Origin of the sequence: Pectobacterium parvum (genome assembly GCF_020971565.1) — a bacterium.
GTDB classification, from domain to species: domain Bacteria; phylum Pseudomonadota; class Gammaproteobacteria; order Enterobacterales; family Enterobacteriaceae; genus Pectobacterium; species Pectobacterium polare.
Map to the genome: position 1 here is coordinate 3,419,717 of NZ_CP087392.1, position 24,306 is coordinate 3,444,022.

Genomic DNA, 24,306 nt, shown 5'->3' on the forward strand with positions numbered 1-24,306 from the left:
TGCCGAAAATCATCGTGATTTTTATCGCTGGCAACCAGACCTATTCAACCGCGCTTACTCTAGTTCATGGCGTGCAGCTTCTGCCAAAAAATGGCTGCGATCGCGATAAGTACTCGGCTGCTCTCGTACGCGATTATCAATACGCTGTATCAACGTATCGGGAAGAGAAATGTTCAATCGCTGCGGCTTTCCCTCAAAAGCCGATAGATCGACATCCAGCACGAACCAACTATCATAGTCCGCAAAATCTGGCATCGCCGCATAGATGAGGTGTCCAGCGTCGTTAAGTCGTCTAATATCCAGATTTCCGCGACTCACGGCTTCATCAATAAGGGTTAAAATCGCTTCTCGCGCCATGCGTGCAATCTCTTGCTGGCTGTCTGCCGCAGAGAAGCAGCCGTAATCATCAGTACACAATGCCGGAACGATCAGCCCATATGCCGTAGCATCATCTTTTGGCGTTTCAACACCGACTGAAAAAAACATATTACCTCCGAAAAGGCAGGGATCAGATCCCCGCCATTTTTTTGATGGATTTGACAGTGCCAAGTGGTAAATCCTTTTTTGGATGCGGCACTGGAAACGTTTTTCCAGTAATGGGTGACCACCATATTTGGTGACTCCCGCCGTTATGCCGTTTGCACTCACAACCTGCCGCTGCCAGCTCCTTTATCAGGTCGGTTGATTTCATGTATCCTCCTAACCTGATTTTTATTATACACACCAATACACACCCATCAATATTTACGTATAGAAAGAATCGATAGGAAGTGAGTAGCCAAACACGTAGGCTTCCGTGCCCTTAGGAGTGGTATACCTTGTATTGTTCCGCATCTAGCGTTTAGCATAGTTATTCCACATCAGGAGACGGAATCAATGGGGCAACTGCTGCGTAGAATCGCGACTTTTCTTGGCTTTATCTCACCGCTGGCTTATGCCTACCCGGCGATAGACGTTCAGCTTGCCAATGAACGGCAACTGCATCTGGTCGGCAGTATTCATATGGGCAGCAAAGATATGGCACCGCTGCCCGATACGCTGCTGCAACAGCTTCGGCAGGCGACCGCACTTATCGTCGAAGCTGATATATCCGATTCGCATTCCCCCTTCGGACACAATGATGCCGAGCCGCCGCTCGTACAGCGCCTCAGCCCGGAAAACTACCGTCAGCTGCAAAAAATCTGCGAATCACTCTCTTTCGATGAGAGCAATATCAGTACGCTTCCGGCCTGGCAGGCCGCGCTGATGCTGCAAGCCAGACAGGCGCAGTTGCTGGGCTTACGCCCCGACTACGGCATCGATTATCAATTGATCAACGCCGCGAAATCTCACGGTATTCAGGTTATCGAATTAGAAGGGCAGCAGACGCAGGTTGATTTGTTACAACAACTGCCGCAGGGCGGCCTGCTGTTGCTGGAAGATACGATTAAACACTGGCGTACCAACGCGCATTTACTACAAACGATGGTGGGCTGGTGGCTAGACAGCAGACCCGGCAAATATACGCCGGATATCCCCGCGACGTTCAGCAATGAAATGACCGACCTGCTGATGGGCCAGCGTAACCGCCGCTGGCAACAGCAGCTTCAGGCGTTGCCACCTGGAAATTACGTTGTGGCCGTAGGGGCACTGCACCTGTATGGCGATGAGAATTTACCTACGCTGCTCACAAACGGCCATTCAGCAACCCCGTGAAAGAACACGTTATGGCGCGTAGCCGCGTCCGCAAGATAAAGCCCGCTACAGGGTTAAGGATAGTGAAATCATGACACCCGCAGTCAATCTGCTTGAAAAGAACAAGGTCGCCTTTACGCTACACAGCTACCACCACGACAGCGACGAGACCAATTTTGGCGAAGAAGCGGCCAGAAAGCTGGGGCTGAATAAAGCACAGGTTTATAAAACGCTGCTCGTTTCTCTGAATGGTGATGCAAAAAATCTCGCCGTGGCCGTTACGCCAGTCGCTGGCATGCTGGATCTCAAGAAAGTCGCTCGCGCGCTGTCGGCTAAAAAAGCGGATATGGCCGATCCGATCATCGCTCAGCGTGTCACGGGTTATCTGGTAGGTGGAATCAGCCCGCTGGGGCAGAAGAAACTGTTGCCGACCGTGATTGATGAACCGGCGCGCCAGTTCGGTACTATTTTTATTTCCGGTGGTAAACGGGGGTTGGATATTGAGCTGTCGGCTGATGATCTGGCACGCCTGCTGCGCGCCACTTTTGCCGATATCGCCAAGCATGATTAATGCCCGCCATTAAACGAACATAACCAGCCAGGCGATGAGCATCAAAACGAAGCAGATAGCAGAGGACTCCACGGCCAGTGTGTCCCCTGCTACCGCTTCATGATCGATTACTGATCGACTTTCGCCCCTTTATCCAACTGCATCACTGGGCCCTCTTTCACATTCAGCGTCAGGCCTTTGGTTTGCAACTCCGCATTCCTTACGCGAATGCCTTTATCCGCATCAATGCGCACATTATCAAAGTGGAAACCACTGAGCGGGGCTTCCGGTACGCCGATAATGTAAGCCGCGGCCTTGGTCTTACCGGTTGACTCCAGGTTCTCGATCGTCACATTGCTGAAATGCGGCGTCTTGTATTGATCAAACGGCTGCTCTGGATCGGTATCCGGCGGATAAATCTGCTCACCCATCGTGAAGCCGCCTTCGGCCAGCATCTTGTCTACTTCAGCTTGCACAATCGGCGCAGCTTTGTAGTAAGCGGCAAAGACCAGCGGGATTTCAACATCCACCATTTTGGTATTACGGTAAGTGATGTTTTTCACTTCGCCGCCTTTACCACGCAGGGTTTTAATGCGGATACCGTACATGGAACCTTCGAACTGATTGTTTTCAACCAGCACGTTATTCACACCGCCGGAGGTTTCGCTGCCGATAGAGATGCCGCGCCCCTGCTTCAGGATATTGTTGGCGATATAGATGTTATCCACGACGCCATTCGGAAAACGGCTATCCGGTTTCTCGGCTTTTATCGCGATGTGGTCGTCATTACAGTCGATATAGTTGTTGGTAATACGGATATTCTGGCTGTCGATCGGGTCGATAGCATCGGTATTTGGCGCATGCCACGGCGACAGAATCCGAGTACCGTTCACATCCACATCATGCGAGTAACGCATCACAACGTGGAAGCTCGGGGAATGCGTAAGCGTGACGCCATCCACCAGCACATTATTAGAGCTTTTGATATAAATCAGACGTGGACGATCGGTACCGCCTTTCTTGCCGGTTGCACGAATATTCTCACGCCAGCGCTCCCACCAGACAGCGCCCTGCCCATCAATGGTACCCTGGCCAGTAATAGCCACATTCTGTGCATCAGCAATACTGATAAAGGGAAGCCAGCCATTTTCCGCTTCAGCGTACTTGGTTTTTTCCGTCGCGCGATACGCGGCTTCTTCGGTCGACGCGACGATGGTCGCATCTTTTGCCAGATCCAGCCTGATGTTACTTTTCAGGAACAGCGGATCAACCAGATAATTACCGCGAGGAACGTGTACCGTTCCGCCGCCAGCCGCAGCACAATCATCAATCGCTTTCTGGAAAGCCTGGGTATTCAGTGCGATTTGTAGGCGGTGGCCTTCGGCCCCGTATTGCGTGACGTCACAGATTTTATCTGGGAATTTTACGGAGCTGGCAGCTTGTGCCGAACCAGCCTGAATACCCAATGTGATGCAGGAAGCCATTAATGACAGAGCAAGACCACTACGCATACTTAACCTCACTAAAAAATGAAATATCGTTTTAATAAAATACCATTCCTATTCCATTAAAAAGCGAGAGGCGATCACGTTTTAGATGTATTCGTAATAATTACAATAAGGTAAGAGTTTTTTCGTGCAATTGCCCTATTGTCATCCTGTTGATTCACACATTGCAGGTACCATACTCTACGAGACAACCTGCCGCACAACGACTATTCTTAAGAAATCTAGATAAGATTTTCCTTTCCGAAAAGGATAATCGTACGATCTGACGTTGAGAAATATGTAGGCTCGTTTAAATTCCTCTCATCTTTTTTTGATTTAATTGAATTATCAACAATATTTTTAATACCAGGTGTTAATGCTAAGTTAGTTATTTTTTGCTGATCAGAATTAGTCATCGTAGTTTTTCCCTTTGACATCTCTTCTAGAAAATAATTATATTGAGGGATTTTACCCTGTATAAAAAAGTCTCTTTTTGAATTTTTAACTACAACCTCACGATATAACCTTTCATTTTTCACAGTAATAATCCGCTCAGCAAATGAGCGATACTTATTATTATCCTTTGCTAGCTCAAAGGCTGCACTACTACTACGAAATATGCTAGCCCGTAGATAAGTCAATATTTTCATAAAATATTTACCACTCCTTTTACATCGTAATAACTCTACAAATGGTTATACTCCAGTTTATCCACAAACGAAATATAGATAATGAGACCGGATGAATTTAATAAAAATGTTGATTGAGTACAATTCATACTCACAAAATTATTAATTAAACTTCACATTAAATACAAATTAATTAAATGATAGCCAAAATAAAAGAAACAACCATAAAAAAACGATTTTACGAAAAAAATTAATAATGCAGAGAAAAACAATCATTACGGAAAAGTTTCCATGCCATGTATGTGGAATGAAAATTTATCCTTTGTAACCAACGCTTGACTGAACTGCCAATATAGCCTCCCGGTGGTTCATTAACCCCGGATAACATTCAGAATAAAAAAGAAGTGGAACTGAAAGAACCCGTTTAGGCTGGCCTGAATGACCAGCCCAGATAAGATAAATGGCGTTATGCCGTCAGGCGAGCGAAAGCATCACGGATTTCCTGTTCAGGTAAATCCACACCGATAAACACCAGCACGCCTTTTCTTTCTTCATCAGGCTGCCATTCTCTGTCCCAGTCGGCGCTATACAAGCGCTGAACGCCCTGAAACAGCAAGCGGCGGTCATCACCGTTGATGGCCAGAATACCTTTATAACGCAGCAGATTATCGGAGAATTGCAGCAGCAGGTTTTCCATCACATCAGAAACAGACTGAAGCTCAACCGCCTTATCGAGATAGACAACAATTGATTGCACGTTATTCTTCGCGGGGGCAACAAAGCGGAATACGGGCGTTTTCACGTCCAGCTTGTCGCTGAGGACAAAACCGTCGATGTTAAACAGCACACTCAGATCGATATCGCCATGGACGACAGGGTAGATCGGTGCACGCGCATTAATGCGCTGAAGGCGTGGTAGCAGCGTCTCGTCTTCGCTTGCCACGTCGGTTTTGGTCAGCAGTATGCGGTCGGCATAACCAATCTGCGACTGCGCGATGGTGAACTGATCGAGCTGCTGCTGTGCATGTACTGCGTCCACCAACGTGATAATCCCGTCCAGAACAAAGCGTTCACAGATAACTTCATGCGAGAAGAAGGTCTGCGCCACCGGCCCTGGATCGGCCATACCGGTGCATTCAATGATGACGTGATCAAAATCCAACGTGCCGTTATCCACGCCATCAATCAGATCGAGCAGCGCATCGGCCAGTTCATTGGACTGCGTACAGCAGATGCAGCCGTTGCTCAGCGTCGTAATCTGGCTGGCACGTTCACCTATCAACGTATTATCAATCGGGACTTCGCCGAATTCGTTTTCAATCACGGCAATCTTGTAGCCGTGCTCGGCATTCAGAATATGCCGTAATAAGGTCGTTTTTCCTGCACCAAGAAACCCGGTCAAAATGGTGACATACACGGGTTTCGTCACATCAGAGGATAAAGGTTGAGTCATAACAGGTCCCAAGTCGTTAACAGCAGCGCATCCCGCCTTTGCCGTCTCCACCATAACGCGCCTGCTGGCGTTCGCGGAAGAATTCTTCGTACGTCATCGCAGGTTTATCCGGGTGATTAGTCTGCATATGCTGCACATAGGTATCATAATCTGGCATACCGACCAGCATACGCGCCGCCTGGCCCAAATATTTTCCTGCTTTTCCCAGATTGCCAAACATCATTACCTCCAGACCATCGCCTGCAATAGCGGCTAGATAAAAAATACCCTGTATAACGTTATACATTATACAGGGTATCCGTACCCGTCATCTTTCACGTTCAGCCTTGCTAGCTGTCTCGCAAAATCTGACGGGCGTGAATCGCTTAGTGGCCGGAAGAGACTTTCACGCCACCTTCAGGAACCGGAACATACGGGGTTTCCTGATCGGTACGTTCAGCCACTTTACGTGCAGCCAGTGCCGCTTTAATACCGTACGCAATAATACTGTACACCACGATCAGGAACAGAATGCTCAGACCGGCGTTGGTATAGTTGTTCGTCACGATGTGGTTCATGTTCGAAATCTGCTGTGCGCTCAGATCGGCACCGCCTTCCGCAATTTTGCCCTTGAACATGTTCGCCATGTAGAAGAAGCCTTCCAACTGAGGATTGTCGCTGAACAGTTTCAGACCCAGCGCCCAGGTAGTACAGATCAGCAGCCAAATCGCCGGAACCAGCGTGACCCAGATGTACTGCGTACGTTTCATCTTAATCAGGATAACCGTACCCAGAATCAGCGCCACGGCAGCCAGCATCTGGTTAGAGATACCGAACAACGGCCACAGGCTCTTCACGCCGCCCAGTGGATCAACCACGCCTTGATACAGCAGGTAGCCCCACAGACCGACGCAGCCCGCCGTACCGATCATACCGGCAATCAGAGAGTCGGTTTTCTTCAGGAACGGAACGAAGTTACCCAACAGATCTTGCAGCATGAAACGGCCAGCACGCGTACCTGCATCCAGTGCCGTCAGAATGAACAGCGCTTCAAACAGAATACCGAAGTGATACCAGAAGCCCATGTTGGCACCAGGAATGATCTGGTGGAACACGTGTGCGATACCGACAGCCAGTGTTGGTGCACCGCCTGCACGGTTCAGAACGGAAGGTTCACCGATGTCTTTCGCCGTTTGCAGAATCTGCTCTGGAGAAATCACGAAGCCCCAAGAGCTAACGGTCGCCGCCGCGTGTGCGGATACGTCCTGCAGTTGTGCCAGAATCATCGGCGCATCGGCTGTACCCAGACGGTGCAGATCCGGCATCGTAATACCCAACGCCGCCGGCGGGGTATTCATCGCGAAGTACAGACCCGGTTCAATGATAGACGCTGCAACCAGCGCCATCACTGCCACGAAAGATTCCATTAGCATGGCGCCGTAACCGATGAAACGCGCATCGTTTTCGTTAGCCATCAATTTCGGCGTAGTACCGGAAGCAATCAGCGCGTGGAAACCAGACACCGCACCACAAGCGATAGTAATAAACAGGAACGGGAACAGCGTACCTTTCCAGACCGGACCGGTGCCATCCACAAACTGCGTTACCGCTGGCATTTTCAGATCGGGGTTCAGAATCACGATACCAATCGCCAGACCGACGATGACACCAATTTTCAGGAAGGTCGCCAGATAGTCACGTGGCGCCAGAATCAACCATACTGGCAGCAGTGCGGACACAAAAGCATAGCCAATCAGCGTATAGGTGATGGTCGTATCTTTGAAGGTCAGCGCCGGGCCCCAGTACGGGTCATGTGCCACTACGCCGCCAAACCAGATTGCCAGCACCAGCAGCACGATCCCGATCACCGAGATTTCACCGACTTTACCCGGACGGATAAAGCGCATGTAGACGCCCATAAACAGCGCGATTGGCACCGTAGAACATACGGTAAAGACGCCCCACGGACTTTCTGCCAGTGCTTTCACCACAATCAGCGCCAGTACGGCAAGAATGATGATCATGATAAGGAAGCAGCCGAACAGCGCAATCGTACCCGGGACTGGGCCTAATTCTTTCTTAACGATTTCGCCTAATGACGCGCCGTTACGACGGGTCGAAATAAACAGGACCATAAAGTCCTGCACAGCACCTGCCAACACCACGCCGCCCAGCAACCATAAGGTGCCCGGCAAGTAGCCGACCTGCGCAGCCAATACCGGCCCAACCAGCGGACCTGCACCTGCGATAGCGGCAAAGTGGTGCCCGAACAGGACGTTACGGTTCGTCGGCACATAGTTAAGACCGTCGTTATTCACAACGGCGGGGGTTGCTCTGGTCGGATCTAACTGCATGACTTTTTGTGCGATATACAGGCTGTAGTATCGATAAGCCACGAGGTAAACGGCGACAGAGGCAACAATAATCCATAATGCACTAATATGCTCACCGCGACGTAGTGCGACTACGCCGAGGCAAGCAGCCCCGATGATTCCAAGAATCATCCAAGGGATGTGTTTAAGAATGGCGTTGCTCTTCATAAGACATCCTTCAATTAAAAATCACAATCGTTTGATTTTGTTAGCTGTAGAAAAATAAACCCTGGTAATGCGTCGTGCGATAACGCGGGTTATCGCGTATTTCAGATAAAGGAAAATAGTGGCGGCACATTACGCCATCGCGTGCGCGCGTGGGGCGGGTATTTGGGTAGGCGGCAGAATAGCGAGCTAAGCGGTTAGAATGACGCAGTAAGTGGCTGGGGATAAATTGGGCGGTATAAAACGAAAAGGCCGCGACGTTCGCGGCCAGTAGAATGTTAATGTGATAAGCGATTACGGAACCTGATATGCCAGCTTGTAATTGCGGTTAGCGTTGCGGCATTAATCTGTGCCCATGAGCCAGCTGATGTTAATAATTTCTGAGTTACTGACTGTGCTAACGGAGTATATATTGTACGCACACTAATCTGATGCGCCGCGCGATAAATGCAGCACATCAGGCGAGATAAATTACAGATTTCTAGAGACCGCCGATGACTGTAACTCTGAACGACGTCGGATTGATGAGTGCATTAGCCGCATTATAAAACAGAATCCTGAACGAGTTCGTCGTCTTAAATACCACTCTATGGATGATGAACGATGCGTCTTCTGTATATTCCACGTCAACTCTATAGTTATCAGTAACAAGATTGGCCATGCTTATATTGAATTGGCCAACAGCTTCAGTTGTGCATCCTGTAACGAAACCAGTAACCGTGTTACTAGACCCCCTTCTGAACAACGTCCCCACCACCCCGCCGTTGATGTCATTATTTTTAACGTTAGACCAGCTATCGCAGACCAGCCCCTCTAATGACACAGGCCCAGCATTCTGTCCTGATGCGAATGTAATCATGTGCCACCCCGCCGTTGTCACATGCAAATAGCCTGCTGTTGCGAGTTGAGAAAATCGCTCAGTAGCCCTAATGCTGATCAGTTAAGGATCAGTTGAACGATCCAATAGCTGTGTAAGAATCCGGAAGTGTTCTTCATTTCCGGATTTTTTATGCGTATCTCTCAGGCCATCGACCTCGTTTCACGTTACGATTCGACCCGTAATCCTTTGACTTCTCTTGGCGACTTTCTTGACCCAGAACTTATTGCCCGTTGCCTTGCTGAGTCCGGCGTGGTCACCCTGCGTAAACGCCGTCTTCCTCTCGAAATGATGGTCTGGTGCGTTGTCGGCATGGCGCTTGAACGTAAGGAGCCGCTTCATCAGATTGTCAATCGGCTGGATATTATGCTGCCCGGTAACCGTCCCTTTGTTGCTCCCAGCGCGGTTATCCATACCGACAGCGGCTCGGAAGTGACGCCGTTCGACGGGTGTTCACGCACACCGCTCACTTGTGGCACAACGCTGTGGCGCATCCCCACTGGTGTGGATTGACGTTACTGGCGATGGATGGCGTCGTCTGGCGCACACAGGAAACACCTGAAAATGATACCGCCTTCCCGCGCCAGACTTACTGCGCAAACCCTACCCTACCCGCAGGTCAAAATGGTCTGTCAGATGGAGCTGACCAGCCATCTGATAACCGCAGCAGCCTTCGGTACGATGAAAGACAGCGAATATACCCTTACTGAGCAACTGATAGACCAGACCGCAGATAATACGCTGACGCTGCTCGATAAAGGGTATTACTCATTAGGGTTGCTGAATGCCTTATGAAGCGTGCGGGAGAACACCGACACTGGATGATACCGCTTAAGAAAGGTACCCGTTACGAGGAGGTCCGGAAACTGGGAAAAGGCGATCATCTGGTACAGTTGAAAACTACGCCACAATCCCGCAAAAAATGGCCGGGACTGAGTACAGAAGTGACAGCCCGATTACTGACCTATAGCCGTAAAGGAAAAATCTATCAGTTACTGACTTCGATGACTGATGGCATGCGTTATCCGGGAGGTGAAATGGTTGAGCTTTACAGTCACCGTTGGGAAATCGAGTTGGGTTACCGTGAAATCAAACAGACAATGCAACTGAGCAGACTGACACTGAGAAGCAAAAAACCGGAACTTGTGGAGCAGGAGTTATGGGGTGTGCTGCTGGCGTATAATCTCGTGAGATATCAGATGATTAAAATGGCCAGTCAACTGAAAGGTTACTGGCCAAATCAGCTGAGCTTCTCAGAATCCTGCGGGCTGGTCATGAGGATGTTGATGACGCTTCAGGGTGCATCGCCGGGTCGTATCCCTGAACTACTGCGAGATCTGGAGAGTATGGGACAGATGGTGAAGCTGCCGATAAGAAGAGAAAGAACCTTCCCGAGAGTGGTGAAAGAAAGGCCTTATAAATATCGAAAAGCGAAGAAAAACAGCCAGTCAGTTGCTTAACTGACTGGCATTACTCAGTAGCCCGGTTTTTTGATGTGTCACCCGAAATCGAACGCCTAGAAACAATGTAGTCTGGGTCTTGTAAAATGGTAGGGATTTCAACATTTGACGGATACAACGGCTGACGTTCGCCATTATTCAGAATCATGTCAACCATCCACGGGCCTTTTGCATGAAATGACGGAAAAATTAATGAATTATCGTCCTTGATATAAACCGCGATTGTCACGGCCCCGCCAACAGGGTCGTTGGGTAACATAACCCCGACAGCCTCTGGATCGTCAGCAGCACCGAGAAAAGGCGGCGAGGTGCCGTTAGTAAATTCGTTCCTCTTCAATGTAACGTTAGACGATACAGGGGCATAAAATATGTGAGGAAGGACTACAGACCCCTGCCGCATGACGCACGGTCTTTTGTAATCCTGTTGCATAAAGACAGCGGCCAGCTTCTTACCCATTATCGATAAGAATTCTTCACGTAGATGAACACCATCGAACGCCGATTCGCTCAAACCATACTGCCGAATAACGTCCCGCTTGGTATCAATAAACATACATCCGAATTCATTCGCGACCGATTTAACCGCTGAGTCATATACCCATGAAACATAGCCCTCTGTCAGATTACCCATCGGAGAGATATTTGCACCACCGACAAACTGTGTAGTGCCCAGCAATACTACACATCGGCGACGTAACAATTCTCTCGCGACAAACTTACGCATGACTACAGAAAAATTTTTACCGCTATAGAGAGAATCGCCGTCTACATTTTCGGGCACATTGCCGTTATTGGTTGCGGCTTTAATATCATTGATGCCCAACATAATTGTTGAAATATCACCGTCCAAACCATCATTAATCGTTCGGATATAGTGGACTAATGCTGTATCCCCTGCATGCGCCTGATTCTGAGACGTCCATACTGACTGCGTTAATGACGACATAACCTCTGCTATCACAGCGGGGTACGTCACAGACATTTGCCCGCCTCCTGGGCCTTGCGCCCATGTGATGCTGTCTCCATAACTGATCATTTTGATGGGTTTATTAGTCCGCAGCTTGGCTTGATATTGTGTATAGCTGAGATTTTCTAACTCATTTAGTTTGTCGTAATCGTCAAACTCTAACATCCCACCATTCGAGACTAACTTATGCAGTTCATCGTCAGATGTGATTTCCGAGCCTGCATGACCGAGGATAATATTTCGCGATGACTTATACACAAATGTATAACCGACATCCGTTAAATAAACGCGCTGGCCATCAATAAACCGCTCAAATGTTTTTGCATTGGCCAATGTGAGACGAATGACTTGCAGGCCACCGACCATTAAAAACCCTGTAGGGGCGGCCAGCTCGCTTCGTAGCGCCACATCGCCAACGTTAACGTTAATCCAGTTGCCATCGTCATCCGGGGATGCCCCAGAGATAACATGAGGTTCATCAAGATTACCTGCGTAGCGATACCATGAACCCTGATAGTTCACAATCTGGGTCGGCAATGAGATTTCCAGACCTATCTCCCATATACCTAATTGAATCCACCCCAGACCATCAAAGGCTGTGTTGAATTTCTGATACAACCAGCGCGTTCTATTTGCCAGGTCCCTTAACGGTTTATTCGCAGTACCATCCGGTCCACCACCAACGGGGTCGTTACGCTCTATTTGATAAACGCCTGCTGTCCATTCTGGCGATTCAGGTAAATTAGCCATTTTTTCTCCTGGTGTATTAATACACGAACTTGTGTTCTTCGTTATAAGTGATGGCGCGGAATTCATTAATCATTGAGATACGCCCAAACATGCCCAGTTCTATTGACGTTTTTTTGCATATCGGACAATATTAATGGCATAGTTTCTAATCCGACGAGGTTATTGCCTGTATTAATCAGCTCTAACATGCCAACGGGATCGATATTGACGCGGTAGAATTCGAACAGCGTTTTCCTGCTATTCTCTGCCAGATTGAGGGGCGTACTAAGTTCGGACTCCTAGAGCCCTCTCTTCACCATTCATGCATAGGGAGTATTATTTATTTTTTATAAAAATTATTTTAAATCGATTTAATAACTTACTGTTTCATGTTCTGTAAAATTTAGAAAAAAGCCGCGATATACGCGGCTATTGAAATAGGTCATCGGGAGAAGAATTATGGAACCTGATACGCCAGTTTGTAATTACCTGCCGTCGAAGTACGGAATGTCACGCTGTCCGTGCGCCAGCGGATTTCCACTTCCGAAGGTGACTGCACTTTCCAGCTTGAGGCATCGTTGACATTCAGCACCAGTCGATCAATGGTCGCTACGTCGGTGACCGGGTCAGTGATATCGAGTGCAAATGCAAACACGAGTGAATCCAGTACGCCGTTATTGGATGAGAACAGCTGCGTCCACTGCGCCACCGTAATACCGCCGAGCTCGGCTGGCGTCATACCGTCCGCAATCAGTACTTCTGCACCAGTGGTATCAGTTGAAAGCGTACCAACATCAACCCACATCCCGTTCCGCAAGACATGCCAGTTAACTAGATCTCGTGTGACAGCAACACGCACTTTACCCTTGCCCGTCTGCGTTGCGGTTAGCGTTGCTGAATTAACCTGTGACCACACCGCCACACTCGGCAGACTTTTCTGTATTGCAATTTGAGAATGCGGTGTATAGAGAACATTTACATCAATATTCTTAGATGAAAAAATCGTTACCGGCAGTATTCCTAACAAAGACGACTCGGGGATTACACCAGATGACAAAAAGCCAGTCTCATAAAAGTCTGCCGCCACAGAAGGCGCCGGGACAGATGTTAATACTCCATTGCTAGCCGAATACCACTGGCCATCACTACTATTAATCAACAGGCGATCGCTGCGAAATATTTCAAGCTCGCCAATTTGGACATGCGCACCACCGTTTTGCCCTGTGATTAAAATACGGAAAGATGAATAAAGCGTGTTATTGGCAAACGTATATTCTCGAACTTCCCCCATCGCATCGCGAGTATCATTAGAGACCGTATGTAACGTATGCCATGTTGTACCGTCATTGCTCCCCTGAAACATCCATGATTTCGGGCTGAGTGGCGTTGAGTGCATATTTTCGTTTGTGATTCTGTATGTATCAATTAATACAGGGGCCACCATAGTAATGCGCAACCAATGCGGGTTAGCCGCTGTTGGTACCGTGCTGGATGCCCAGTATCGATTTAACGTTCCATTGAATGCTGTCCATGCCGCATATTGCGCTGAATACTCGGATGATGCATCAACAGTGTAACCAGTTGGCATATTATTTGCCGTCATTTCAGGAATTAGCGTTTTATTAACAGCATTAATCGCATCAAGTTCAATGCTCTCACCGTCTGCTCTGATTTGCGCCGAATAAAAACGACCGGATTGATCTAAGTGATATCGCGTTCCAACATAGGGATGCAATGTGTTATCAAAAATAGCAGCATCAGTTACGCTGTAGTTGTCCTCGCTAGATACGCCGAAATCATCAACAACGTAAGTCTGATTTGCTGCACCCGCTTCTTCTTTCAGCGCATACGCCGCGAGATTAAATGTATTTTGTGGACGAATGTTGAACACATGGTTTTGCCCTGCCGTTGCGCCCTGACGATCGGCAGCGATATAGCCAGAATTGCCGCCGGAACCACCAGCAGCACTGATGATGGTTTTCTCATTCACCGGGTTATAGCTCAGCGTCACGCCCGCTCCGGCTTCCAGCGAGGAATGGATGAGCTGCTTCGTTTTTTGCGTGTAGTCGGTGATGTCCGCTGTGGTGTGCGTGTGATCCGCGGCCGCAACGCCCATTTGCGCTGGCGTCAGTGAGATATCACCGCTGCCCAGCAGTGATTGATCAAAGAGCGTGCGGATGTTGGTGCCAGAAATTAATGCATCCTGCTTTGCATTCCAGACTGCTTTTTCATCCGGCGTGGCAAATTTTCTGGTAGCAGTTTCAGTGATCTGATCGGCCGTATAGTCGCCGGGCTGTACGGTTACGACACCGGTGCGCCCAAATACGGAGGCAACGCCAGAAACACCGGGCTCCTGACCACCGCCATTGTCTGAATGGCAGCAAGTATGGGAATCAACTTGAATAGGGGGATTAACAGCACATGTTGATTTTCCCGTGCTGCCACAGACGTTGATTTCAATATTTACGTTTTTCATAGTACCGACTACTCCGTTAGTTAGGGTGTATCAGGAGTATCGTGTATTTGGCAGGTCGGTTATTTTAAAGCACTTTACTAAACATAAGATTATTTAATCAATTAAATCAGCAAATTAGATTTAATGCTTTTTGGTAGTTAAAAGTTTAAATGCGGCATGATTATCTCAGGATAACACCCAAAAAAATGGCGGTTTATGTCATCAGCAAAGAGACAAAAACCGCCATCACTATTTGTTAATTTGTTACTTATAAACAATCTCGCCTTTCGGCGCGTAGGCTTCCGCATCCAGCGGAGAATGCTTCTCGATATACTGCTTCAGCACTTCAGCGTCGACAAAACCGGTGTTCACATAGCTCGGCAGATTATCAAGACGCGGATAACCATCGCCACCCATCGCATTAAAGTTCAGCGTTGCCATACGGTAAACTTTATCTGCCTGTAACGGCTCACCTTTGATTTTCACGTTCTTCACACCCTGCCCGTCTGCCGTCAAGCTGACGTTAAGGAATTGCGCATAGGCACCAGAATCCACCTTTTTATTGGCGGCTACGGCCAGATACTTCTCAACGTCGCTGCCTTTCATATCCACATAAACCAGCGTGTTGGCGAACGGCTGAACCTTCAGTACATCTTTATAGGTGATATCACCGGATTCGATCGAGTCGCGTACACCACCGCCGCTCATGATGGCAAAATCAGCCCCAGCACGCTCAAGCTGTGCAGACAGCAGCAAGTGCGCCAGATTGGTCTGACGGAAACGCACCTGATTGCGATCGCCTTCCAGCTTGCCTTTCACGCTACCGATCTTAATGCCCAGCTGCGCCTGCCCTTTCTCCTGGAACGGCGTCAGCATTTTCATAACGTCAGAATCCTGCGTGATTTCATGCGTATAGAAGACACGTTCGGTTTTGCCGTCTTTCTCTACCTTTTTCTTCAGGTTGATCGGAATCAGCTGGTAATGCTCAAGTTTCAATTCACCATTGCGGAATGTGAAATCAGCACGACCGACATATTTACCCCACTCATGTGCCTGAACAATCCAGGTGCCGTTCTGACGATCGGGTGCACAAGGCGTGCCCGGCACATAATCCACCTGCTTTTTATTTTCCTGCGCCATACAGACCGGATCCTGCGAGTGGCCACCGACAATCATGTCCAGATATCCAGCAGGCAGGCTACGCGCCATTTCCACATCACCCGGCGCATTAGAACCGTGATTACCGTCGTCATAGTGTCCCATGTGCGTCGCGGCAATAATCACATCCGGCTTTTCGCTCTTCCGCAATTGCTCAACAACCTGCTTCGCTTCTGTCGAAGGATTACGGAATTCGATATCGGTAAAATACTCAGGATTGCCTAATTTGGCCGTATCGTCCGTTGTCAGGCCGATAACCGCGATTTTCACACCTTGCTTGTCGAACAGGGCATAAGGCTTAAATAAGCGCTGATTGGTGCTTTTTTGGTAGATATTGGCTGATAACAGCGGGAATTTCGCCCATTTCTCCTGCTGACGCAGAACAGACAGCGGATTATCGAATTCGTGGTTGCCAAGTGCCATTGCATCATAGCCGACCATGTTCATACCACGGAAATCTGGTTCTGCATCCTGCAAATCGGACTCAGGCACACCGGTATTAATATCACCACCGGAAAGCAGCAGTACGCTGCCACCTTTACTCGCCACTTCCTGACGAATCTGATCGACCAGCGTTTTTTGTGCGGCCAATCCATATTCACCGTGATCGTTATGCCAGAAGTGACCGTGATGGTCATTGGTATGCAAAATAGTGATGGCGTATGTTTTGTCTTTTTCCCAAGCCATTGACATTACAGGTGTTAGCGCGAGCGATACCGCCATCGCACATCCCAGAGCTTTTATTGAAAAGCGCATGATAAATCTCCGTTTATTTTAAAGACCCAGTGGAACCACTGAGAAATTCACCACACAAACTAGCACAGCAAGATGAACAATGCGCGAGGCGCATTCACGCTGTCCGTCAGCAATGTGCGGTAGCCGACAAAATCAGATTAGGTATAGCAGCGAGAGTGATATCACGCTGACTTGCCACTGTCGCCACGCCGTCACGAACTCTTGCTAATATGGATACTTCATCGGAATAACCCAACGACACACCGTTTATCCCCTATTTCCTGGGGTTTCACGTCAGTGGATAAAACCATTCCGCTGAATACACGGGAAAGCCGTAGGGCATTACAGCCAATAACATCATGCTATCAGAATAATTACGCATGTTTATCAACGCTTATCGCGAGAAACCATCCCTAAATCTGTGTTAGACTACCTTTAACTGGAGAAACTGATATTTTTCATAAAATACCACTTTTATCCAAGCAACATTTCGCTATATGCAATAGAATTTATCTATACCCAGAGTAATTGGCGTTGCAGCCAAACAGCAAACGAACGAATCCCAATACGCTTTTCGGTACATAATAAAAGTCATAAGGGTACGTAAGCGCTGCTAACCACGCTGTAACTTCAAAGCAAGAAGGGTAAATCCGCTCAATTACGTTTCACCTATGGCACAAGGAGTTGGGATGCATGCTGCAACACCGCTAATTTCTACTATCGCTGGGGGGCTGGTTCTTGCCTTCCTCCTTGGTATTCTGGCACACCGCCTGCGTATCTCCCCCCTTGTTGGTTACCTTGCCGCAGGCGTTCTTGTCGGTCCTTTTACACCCGGTTTCGTTGCCGATACCTCACTGGCATCAGAACTCGCGGAACTTGGCGTCATCCTGCTGATGTTTGGCGTTGGCCTGCACTTCTCGCTGAAAGATCTCATGGCGGTAAAGTCCATCGCCATTCCCGGTGCGATAGCCCAGATTGCCGTGGCAACGCTACTTGGAATGGGGTTATCCTCCATGCTGGGTTGGAGCCTGGCGAGCGGCCTGGTTTTTGGCCTCTGCCTGTCCACCGCCAGTACCGTGGTTCTGCTACGCGCGTTGGAAGAACGTCAGCTTATAGATAGTCAGCGTGGTCAAATCGCCATCGGCTGGCTGATTGTGGAAGATCTGGCGATGGTCCTTACGCTGGTTCTGCTACCAGCCTTCGGCGACATGATCGGCGCTGAGCATGCCGACACCAGCAAACTGCTGGCCGATTTAGCCTGGACCATCGGCAAAGTCATTGCGTTTATTACCCTGATGATTGTGGTTGGTCGCCGTCTGGTACCGTGGGTGTTGGCAAAAAGCGCCAGCACCGGTTCACGTGAGCTTTTCACGCTGGCGGTGTTAGCCATGGCACTGGGTATCGCCTTTGGCGCGGTGAAGCTGTTTGATGTCTCCTTTGCTCTCGGCGCATTCTTCGCTGGCGTGGTATTGAACGAATCTGAACTCAGCCAGCGTGCGGCACACGACACGCTGCCGCTGCGCGATGCCTTCGCAGTACTGTTCTTCGTTTCCGTCGGTATGCTGTTTGATCCGATGATCCTGCTGAACGATCCGATTTCCGTGCTGATCACGCTGGCCATTATCGTGTTCGGTAAGTCAGCCGCCGCCTTCGTGCTGGTCCGACTCTTTGGTCACTCCAAGCGTACAGCATTAACGATTTCCGCCAGTCTGGCGCAGATCGGTGAATTTGCCTTTATTTTGGCCGGACTCGGTATTGTGCTGGGTCTGCTGTCCGAAGAAGGGCGGAATTTGGTACTGGCCGGTGCCATTCTCTCCATCATGATAAACCCGCTGCTGTTTACGCTGCTTGAACGCTATCTGGCGAAGAACGAAACAATAGAAGAGCAGATCGTAGAAGAAGCGATTGAGGAAGAGAAACAAATTCCTGTCGATATGTGCAACCACGCGCTGCTGGTCGGCTATGGTCGCGTTGGTAGCCTGATTGGTGCCAAGCTACATCAGGCTGGGATTCCCGTGGTCGTGATTGAGAATTCGCGTACACGCGTCGACGCACTGCGTGAGCAGGGAATTAAAGCCGTATTGGGTAACGCCACCAAGCCTGAAATCATGGATATTGCGCGTCTGGACTGCGCCCGTTGGTTATTACTGACGATTCCGAACGGCTATGAGGCGGGAGAAATCGTCGCGGCGGCTCGTGAGAAGCGTGCCGATCTGGAGATTATCGCTCGTGCGCACTATGACGATGAAGTCAGCTACATTACCGAACACGGTGCCAACGAGGTGGTAATGGGTGAGCGGGAAATCGCCAATAGCATGATCACACTGTTGAAGCTGGATGACATTCCACCAGCACCTCAGGCGTGCCCTATCTAAATGGCTACACGTTAGAGACAAAAATGGCGGGCCTATTTGGCCCGCCATTTTTTTTACGCTGTGCGATATCGATATGCCTGAAAACGTCGCCAGACAAAAAACCGTCGTTCCCTACTCGGCTTTACTCACTAGCTGTTCCAGCAGATCAATGTGCAGCGGATCGTCATTGAGTGCAGGAATATAGTGGAATGCCTCTCCGCCTGCATGCAGGAAGATTTCACGGTTCTGTTCCTGAATCTCCTCCAACGTTTCCAGACAGTCAGCGGAAAAACCGGGGCACATAATCTGAATATGTTTGATTCCCTGCGCGGGTAGTCCCTGTATGGTTTCATCCGTATATGGTGTCAGCCAGGGTTCACGGCCAAAACGCGACTGGAAGGTCATCATTATTTTGCCTTCCTGCAGCCCCAGCGCGGCAATCAGTGCCTCTGTGGTCGCACGACAGCGTTGTGGATAGTCATCCCCTTCATTGGCATACCGCTCGGGGATGCCGTGATAGGAGATCACTAATCTGTCGGGTTCGCCGTGTTCAGCAAAAGACTGCTCGACACGGTGCTTCAACGCCGCAATATAAGCAGGATGTTCGGCGTAATCACGGATAAAGCGAATCGCAGGCAACTGACGATTATCACGCAGCTGTGCCGCTAATCCATCCCACACGGCCGCGGTCGTTGAGCAGGAATATTGCGGATACATCGGCAATACCACCAGTTGCGTGACACCCTGCGCCAGTAGCTTATCCAACGCTGAACGTAGGCTTGGTGTGCCATAGCTCATTCCCAGCTCCACGGGCGTTTCCGGCATGCGTGCAGCCAGTGCCTGCTGCTGTCGGCGGCTAATCACCAACAGCGGCGATCCCTCTTCCATCCAGACCGACTGATAGAGCTTCGCCACTCGCGGTGAGCGGGTTGGTAGGATGATACCGCGCAGCAGCGGCCACCATAGCAGGCGCGGCGTATCCACTACGCGCCGGTCACTTAGAAACTCTGCCAGATAACGGCTCACCGCCTGCGACGTCGGGGCATCGGGTGTCCCTAAGTTCACCATCAGCACGCCGTATTTCTCTTGTTTCATCGCCGTCTTCCTTTTATGGAGAAGCAGGCTTTCTCTCAGCCCACCAGTGCGTAACATCAGATTCCTATTGTAGCGAAAAAAAGCTAAACAAATACGGGTAGATAGCAGGGATAACGCCGATGCTATCAATAGAGGAAACAAAGCCAATGAGGATCTCAGAACGAAAAAATGCCAGACGATCGTCTGGCATTCAGATAGCGGAGTATGATTCGCTTAGAAAAATTAGCCCAGAATGGTTTCCAGCTCTGCGCGAACTTCTTCCACTTTACGCGTACCTTCCACTTTGAAATAGCGCGTATTACCTGCATCAGCTTCTTTCTGATAGTAAGAAACCAGTGGTGCAGTCTGCTGATGATACTCAACCAGACGCTTGCGAACGGTATCTTCCTGATCGTCCTTACGAATGCTCAGCTCTTCGCCTGTCACGTCGTCTTTGCCTTCAACTTTAGGCGGATTGAATTTTACATGATAGACACGACCGGACGCCGCATGAACGCGACGGCCAATGATACGATCGATGATCAGTTCGTCAGGAACTGCAAATTCGATGACGTAATCCACATTGATGCCTGCATCTTTCATCGCATCAGCTTGTGGAATGGTGCGTGGGAAGCCATCCAGCAGAAAACCGTTACGGCAATCCTCCTGGGCGATGCGCTCTTTAACCAGAGCAATGACCAGTTCATCAGTGACCAGTTTACCTGCGTCCATGATTTCTTTAGCCTGCTTGCCCAATTCAGTACCCGCTTTTACCGCTGCACGCAGCATGTCACCCGTGGAAATCTGCGGAATACCGTATTTCTCCATGATGAATTGAGCCTGAGTACCTTTGCCTGCGCCCGGAGCGCCCAGCAGAATAATACGCATCGCGTAAATCCCCTTGCTATGTAATATTTATAAAATAAATTTGAAAAACGCTAAACCATACCATTCCAGACGCTTATGCTCAAGGAACGGGCTCGCTTCAGCAACGCGCAGGCAGATGAAAAAAAGCAAGATACCTAAAAATACGGTTTGCCGTCCGCCCAATGTTGCCATTCAGTGTAGACGAAGAAACGCCCAATAACGGATGGAAACGTAAAATCGGGGGGAAGACCCCGGTTGGCACCGGGGTCTAGAGGACATCAATATCAGGCACTTAACAGCTGATTCATACGGCGGATGAACAGGTTCGGATCGTCCAGCGTACCGCGTTCAGCCAGCAGAGCCTGATCCAGCAGCAGTTCGACCCACTCGCCAAACTCAGCGTCATCAGAAACATCCGCTGCGCGTTTAATTAACGCGTGTTCCGGGTTCAGTTCAAAAATGTACTTCACTTCCGGTGCTTGCTGGCCTGCCGCAGCGAACAGTTTCGCCATCTGCGTGCTCATCTCGTCCGCATCCGTTACGACAATCGCAGGCGTATCGGTCAAACGGTAGGTGAAACGCACATCTTTAACGCGCTCGCCCAGCAGCGTTTTCACACGCTCAACAAACGGCTCCAGCGCTTTCTGTGCTTCTTTCTGCGCATCGTTTTCTTCGTCAGCCAGTTTATCCAGCGTATCGTCCGCTTTGCTGACCGACTGGAAGGATTTACCGTCAAATTCGGTCAGGTAGCTCATCATCCATTCGTCAATACGTTCGGACAACAGCAATACCTCGATACCTTTCTTACGGAACAGCTCCAGATGCGGACTGCTCTTCGCCGCCGCATAGCTGTCTGCGGTGATGTAGTAGATCTTGTCCTGACCTTCCACCATCCGGCTAACGTAATCTTCCAGCGATATCGTCTGTGCGGAGCTGTCGGATTGCGTGGTAGCAAAGCGCAGCAGTTTCGCGATCGCTTCGCGGTTGCTGCCATCTTCCGCTGGGCCTTCTTTCAGCACCAGACCAAACTGTTGCCAGAACGTCTGGTATTTTTCTGCGTCGTCTTTCGCCAGTTTATCCAGCATTTGCAACACGCGTTTAGTCAGCGCATTACGCAGGTTCTGCGTCACACGGCTGTCCTGCAAAATCTCACGGGAAACGTTCAACGGCAGATCGTTAGAATCAATCAGGCCACGAACAAAACGCAGGTAGTTCGGCATGAACTGCTCGGCGTCATCCATAATAAAGACGCGCTGAACGTACAATTTCAGGCCGTGTTTATGATCGCGGTTCCACATATCCCACGGTGCATGGGCGGGAATGTAGAGCAGGCTGGTGTATTCCTGCTTACCTTCTACACGGTTATGGCTCCAGCTCAGCGGATCGGTAAAGTCATGGGAGATGTGTTTATAAAACTCGTTGTACTCTTCATCGCTGACTTCAGACTTACTGCGCGTCCACAGAGCCTGTGCCTTATTAATTTTTTCCCAGCTAACGGTGGATTCACCGCCTTCTTCTTCGCTTTCCGTCCGAGATTCAATTTCTACCGGCAGCGCAATATGGTCGGAATATTTGCTGATGACGGAACGCACACGCCAATCATCCAGGAATTCGTCTTCACCTTCACGCAGATGCAAGGTGATTTCCGTACCGCGATCGTCTTTGGTGATGTCAGCGATGGTGTAATCACCTTCACCGGCTGATTCCCAATATACACCCTGATCGGCATTTGCACCTGCAGCACGGGTGCGTACAGTCACTTTATCCGCCACGATAAAGGCTGAATAAAAACCGACACCGAACTGACCAATCAGTTGGCTATCTTTAACCTGATCGGAACCCATAGATTCCAGAAAAGCCTTGGTGCCAGATTTCGCAATCGTACCGAGATTATCAATGACTTCGTCACGGCTCATGCCGATACCGTTGTCAGAAATCGTCAGGGTGCGTTTTTCTTTATCCGTAGACACGCGCACGCGCAGGTCGCCATCACCCGCATACAGTTCTGGTGCGGACAGCGCACGAAAACGTAATTTATCTGCCGCATCGGAGGAGTTGGAGATCAATTCACGCAGAAAGATTTCTTTGTTGGAATAGAGTGAATGGATCATCAAATGCAGGAGTTGCTTAACTTCGGACTGGAACCCGCGAGTTTCTTGGCCTTTCATGCTCATTGTTGCTTACCTCAATCCTAATATTATTCAGGCTGATTAAACTGACGATAAGTAGCAAGTGGGGATAAACCAAGGTGATTTCAAGGGGTAAATTTCAGCGAAAAAAGAAAACGGTGAGATGAAAGAAGAAAACAAGACTGTGGCTGCCAGATAATGATGCTGGCAGCCGACAGATTAAAACCGGAAAGGCTGACGACCCGCGAGTGAATGGGAAAGCGTGGTGCCATCGACCATTTCCAGCTCACCGCCAACGGGAACACCGTGTGCAATGCGGCTGGCCATCACACCGTGTTGTGCGCACAGTTCAGCGATATAATTCGCGGTGGCATCACCCTCTACCGTCGGGTTGGTAGCCAGAATCACTTCGCTCATCGATTCCACTTGCAGACGTTCTTCCAACCGCCCCAAACCGATATCGTCTGGGCCAATGCCATCCAACGGTGACAAATGCCCCATCAGAACGATGTAACGACCCGCAAACTGCCCCGTCTGTTCAATGGCATGAATATCAGCGGGACTTTCTACCACGCAAATCTGCCCGTTTTGCTGGCGGCGCGGGTTCGAGCAAATCGCACAAACGTCCTGCTCGGTAAATGTCCGGCAATCGCTACAGTGACCGATTTCGGACATCGCCCGCGTCAACGCCTGCGCCAGACGCATACCGCCACTGCGGTTACGTTGCAGTAGCTGAAACGCCATGCGCTGCGCCGACTTGGGCCCAACGCCCGGCAGGCAGCGCAGCGCTTCCATCAATGATTCAAGAAGCGGACTGGTCTGCATCAGAACGGCATCTTGAAGCCCGGCGGCAGTTGCATACCGCTGGAAACCGACGCCATTTTCTCTTTCTGCGTTTCAGCAATACGACGAGCGGCATCGTTGAACGCCGCAGCGATCAGGTCTTCCAGCATCTCTTTGTCGTCTTCCATCAGGCTTGGATCGATCTCAACACGGCGGCAGTTATGCGCACCGTTGATCGTGATTTTCACCAGACCTGCACCCGATTCGCCCGTGACTTCCAGATTCGCCACTTCTTCCTGCATCTGCTGCATTTTTTCCTGCATCTGCTGGGCTTGCTTCATCAGGTTGCCAATTCCACCTTTACCAAACATAGTTTTCTCTCTATCACGTCGGGCTGCGCACTCGCAGC

General features: G+C 49.6%; 19 protein-coding genes and 1 pseudogene. 4 read left to right on the top strand and 16 right to left on the bottom strand.

Annotated features, from left to right (window positions below; all coding sequences use genetic code 11):
* Positions 1-54: 54 nt before the first annotated feature.
* Positions 55-486, bottom strand: a complete 432-nt coding sequence (locus tag LOZ86_RS15345) for a type II toxin-antitoxin system HicB family antitoxin (RefSeq protein ID WP_039486001.1) — start codon at positions 484-486, stop codon at positions 55-57.
* Between the two features lie 22 nt (positions 487-508).
* A complete protein-coding gene (locus LOZ86_RS15350; protein ID WP_039485998.1) occupies positions 509-691 on the bottom strand; it encodes a type II toxin-antitoxin system HicA family toxin in 183 nt (60 codons plus the stop codon).
* Positions 692-876: 185 nt separating this feature from the next.
* Between LOZ86_RS15350 and LOZ86_RS15355 the strand changes: the two genes are divergently transcribed.
* Both LOZ86_RS15355 and ybaK read left to right on the top strand, forming a co-directional pair.
* Positions 877-1,695, top strand: a complete 819-nt coding sequence (locus LOZ86_RS15355) for a TraB/GumN family protein (protein ID WP_039485997.1) — start codon at positions 877-879, stop codon at positions 1,693-1,695.
* Positions 1,696-1,765: 70 nt separating this feature from the next.
* Positions 1,766-2,245 (top strand): Cys-tRNA(Pro)/Cys-tRNA(Cys) deacylase YbaK, encoded by a 480-nt coding sequence (gene ybaK, locus LOZ86_RS15360; RefSeq protein ID WP_039485996.1) that lies wholly within the window; start codon positions 1,766-1,768, stop codon positions 2,243-2,245.
* A gap of 107 nt (positions 2,246-2,352) precedes the next feature.
* Here ybaK and LOZ86_RS15365 read toward each other — a convergent pair whose 3' ends face one another.
* From LOZ86_RS15365 to LOZ86_RS15390, 6 genes are all read right to left on the bottom strand, one after another.
* Positions 2,353-3,735 (bottom strand): glycoside hydrolase family 28 protein, encoded by a 1,383-nt coding sequence (locus LOZ86_RS15365; RefSeq protein ID WP_039485995.1) that lies wholly within the window; start codon positions 3,733-3,735, stop codon positions 2,353-2,355.
* 218 nt (positions 3,736-3,953) lie between these two features.
* Positions 3,954-4,361: a hypothetical protein gene (locus LOZ86_RS15370; RefSeq protein ID WP_111778980.1), complete on the bottom strand. Its 408-nt coding sequence runs from the start codon at positions 4,359-4,361 to the stop codon at positions 3,954-3,956.
* A gap of 445 nt (positions 4,362-4,806) precedes the next feature.
* A complete protein-coding gene (gene yjiA, locus LOZ86_RS15375; protein ID WP_230242259.1) occupies positions 4,807-5,793 on the bottom strand; it encodes a GTPase in 987 nt (328 codons plus the stop codon).
* Between the two features lie 16 nt (positions 5,794-5,809).
* Positions 5,810-6,013, bottom strand: coding sequence for a YbdD/YjiX family protein (locus tag LOZ86_RS15380; protein ID WP_005976130.1), 204 nt, complete (start codon positions 6,011-6,013; stop codon positions 5,810-5,812).
* A gap of 145 nt (positions 6,014-6,158) precedes the next feature.
* Positions 6,159-8,312 (bottom strand): carbon starvation CstA family protein, encoded by a 2,154-nt coding sequence (locus LOZ86_RS15385; protein ID WP_039472414.1) that lies wholly within the window; start codon positions 8,310-8,312, stop codon positions 6,159-6,161.
* Between the two features lie 478 nt (positions 8,313-8,790).
* Positions 8,791-9,168 (bottom strand): hypothetical protein, encoded by a 378-nt coding sequence (locus tag LOZ86_RS15390; RefSeq protein ID WP_230242261.1) that lies wholly within the window; start codon positions 9,166-9,168, stop codon positions 8,791-8,793.
* Positions 9,169-9,318: 150 nt separating this feature from the next.
* Between LOZ86_RS15390 and LOZ86_RS15395 the strand changes: the two are divergent.
* Positions 9,319-10,646: pseudogene (locus tag LOZ86_RS15395) on the top strand (IS4 family transposase).
* 10 nt (positions 10,647-10,656) lie between these two features.
* Here LOZ86_RS15395 and LOZ86_RS15400 read toward each other — a convergent pair.
* From LOZ86_RS15400 to ushA, 3 genes are all read right to left on the bottom strand, one after another.
* Complete coding sequence (locus LOZ86_RS15400; protein WP_039487893.1) at positions 10,657-12,363, bottom strand: SGNH/GDSL hydrolase family protein; 1,707 nt, start codon at positions 12,361-12,363, stop codon at positions 10,657-10,659.
* Positions 12,364-12,799: 436 nt separating this feature from the next.
* Positions 12,800-14,818, bottom strand: a complete 2,019-nt coding sequence (locus tag LOZ86_RS15405; RefSeq protein ID WP_039487892.1) for a discoidin domain-containing protein — start codon at positions 14,816-14,818, stop codon at positions 12,800-12,802.
* Between the two features lie 243 nt (positions 14,819-15,061).
* Positions 15,062-16,711 (bottom strand): bifunctional UDP-sugar hydrolase/5'-nucleotidase UshA, encoded by a 1,650-nt coding sequence (gene ushA / locus LOZ86_RS15410; RefSeq protein WP_039487890.1) that lies wholly within the window; start codon positions 16,709-16,711, stop codon positions 15,062-15,064.
* Between the two features lie 668 nt (positions 16,712-17,379).
* Between ushA and ybaL the strand changes: the two genes are divergently transcribed.
* Positions 17,380-19,065 carry a YbaL family putative K(+) efflux transporter gene (gene ybaL / locus LOZ86_RS15415; protein WP_039487888.1) on the top strand — a complete coding sequence of 562 codons (1,686 nt, stop codon included), beginning with the start codon at positions 17,380-17,382 and terminating at the stop codon, positions 19,063-19,065.
* Between the two features lie 111 nt (positions 19,066-19,176).
* Here ybaL and hemH read toward each other — a convergent pair whose 3' ends face one another.
* The 5 genes from hemH to LOZ86_RS15440 form a co-directional block, all read right to left on the bottom strand.
* Positions 19,177-20,139, bottom strand: coding sequence for a ferrochelatase (hemH, locus tag LOZ86_RS15420; RefSeq protein ID WP_039487886.1), 963 nt, complete (start codon positions 20,137-20,139; stop codon positions 19,177-19,179).
* Between the two features lie 222 nt (positions 20,140-20,361).
* Positions 20,362-21,006 carry an adenylate kinase gene (gene adk / locus LOZ86_RS15425; RefSeq protein ID WP_039487885.1) on the bottom strand — a complete coding sequence of 215 codons (645 nt, stop codon included), beginning with the start codon at positions 21,004-21,006 and terminating at the stop codon, positions 20,362-20,364.
* 263 nt (positions 21,007-21,269) lie between these two features.
* On the bottom strand, positions 21,270-23,153 hold the full coding sequence (gene htpG, locus LOZ86_RS15430) for a molecular chaperone HtpG (protein ID WP_181892560.1): 1,884 nt from the start codon (positions 23,151-23,153) through the stop codon (positions 21,270-21,272).
* A gap of 180 nt (positions 23,154-23,333) precedes the next feature.
* Positions 23,334-23,939 (bottom strand): recombination mediator RecR, encoded by a 606-nt coding sequence (gene recR, locus LOZ86_RS15435; RefSeq protein WP_230242269.1) that lies wholly within the window; start codon positions 23,937-23,939, stop codon positions 23,334-23,336.
* Positions 23,939-24,268: a YbaB/EbfC family nucleoid-associated protein gene (locus LOZ86_RS15440; RefSeq protein WP_005976112.1), complete on the bottom strand. Its 330-nt coding sequence runs from the start codon at positions 24,266-24,268 to the stop codon at positions 23,939-23,941. The genes recR and LOZ86_RS15440 overlap by 1 nt, the downstream gene beginning before the upstream one ends.
* Between the last annotated feature and the right edge of the window lie 38 nt (positions 24,269-24,306).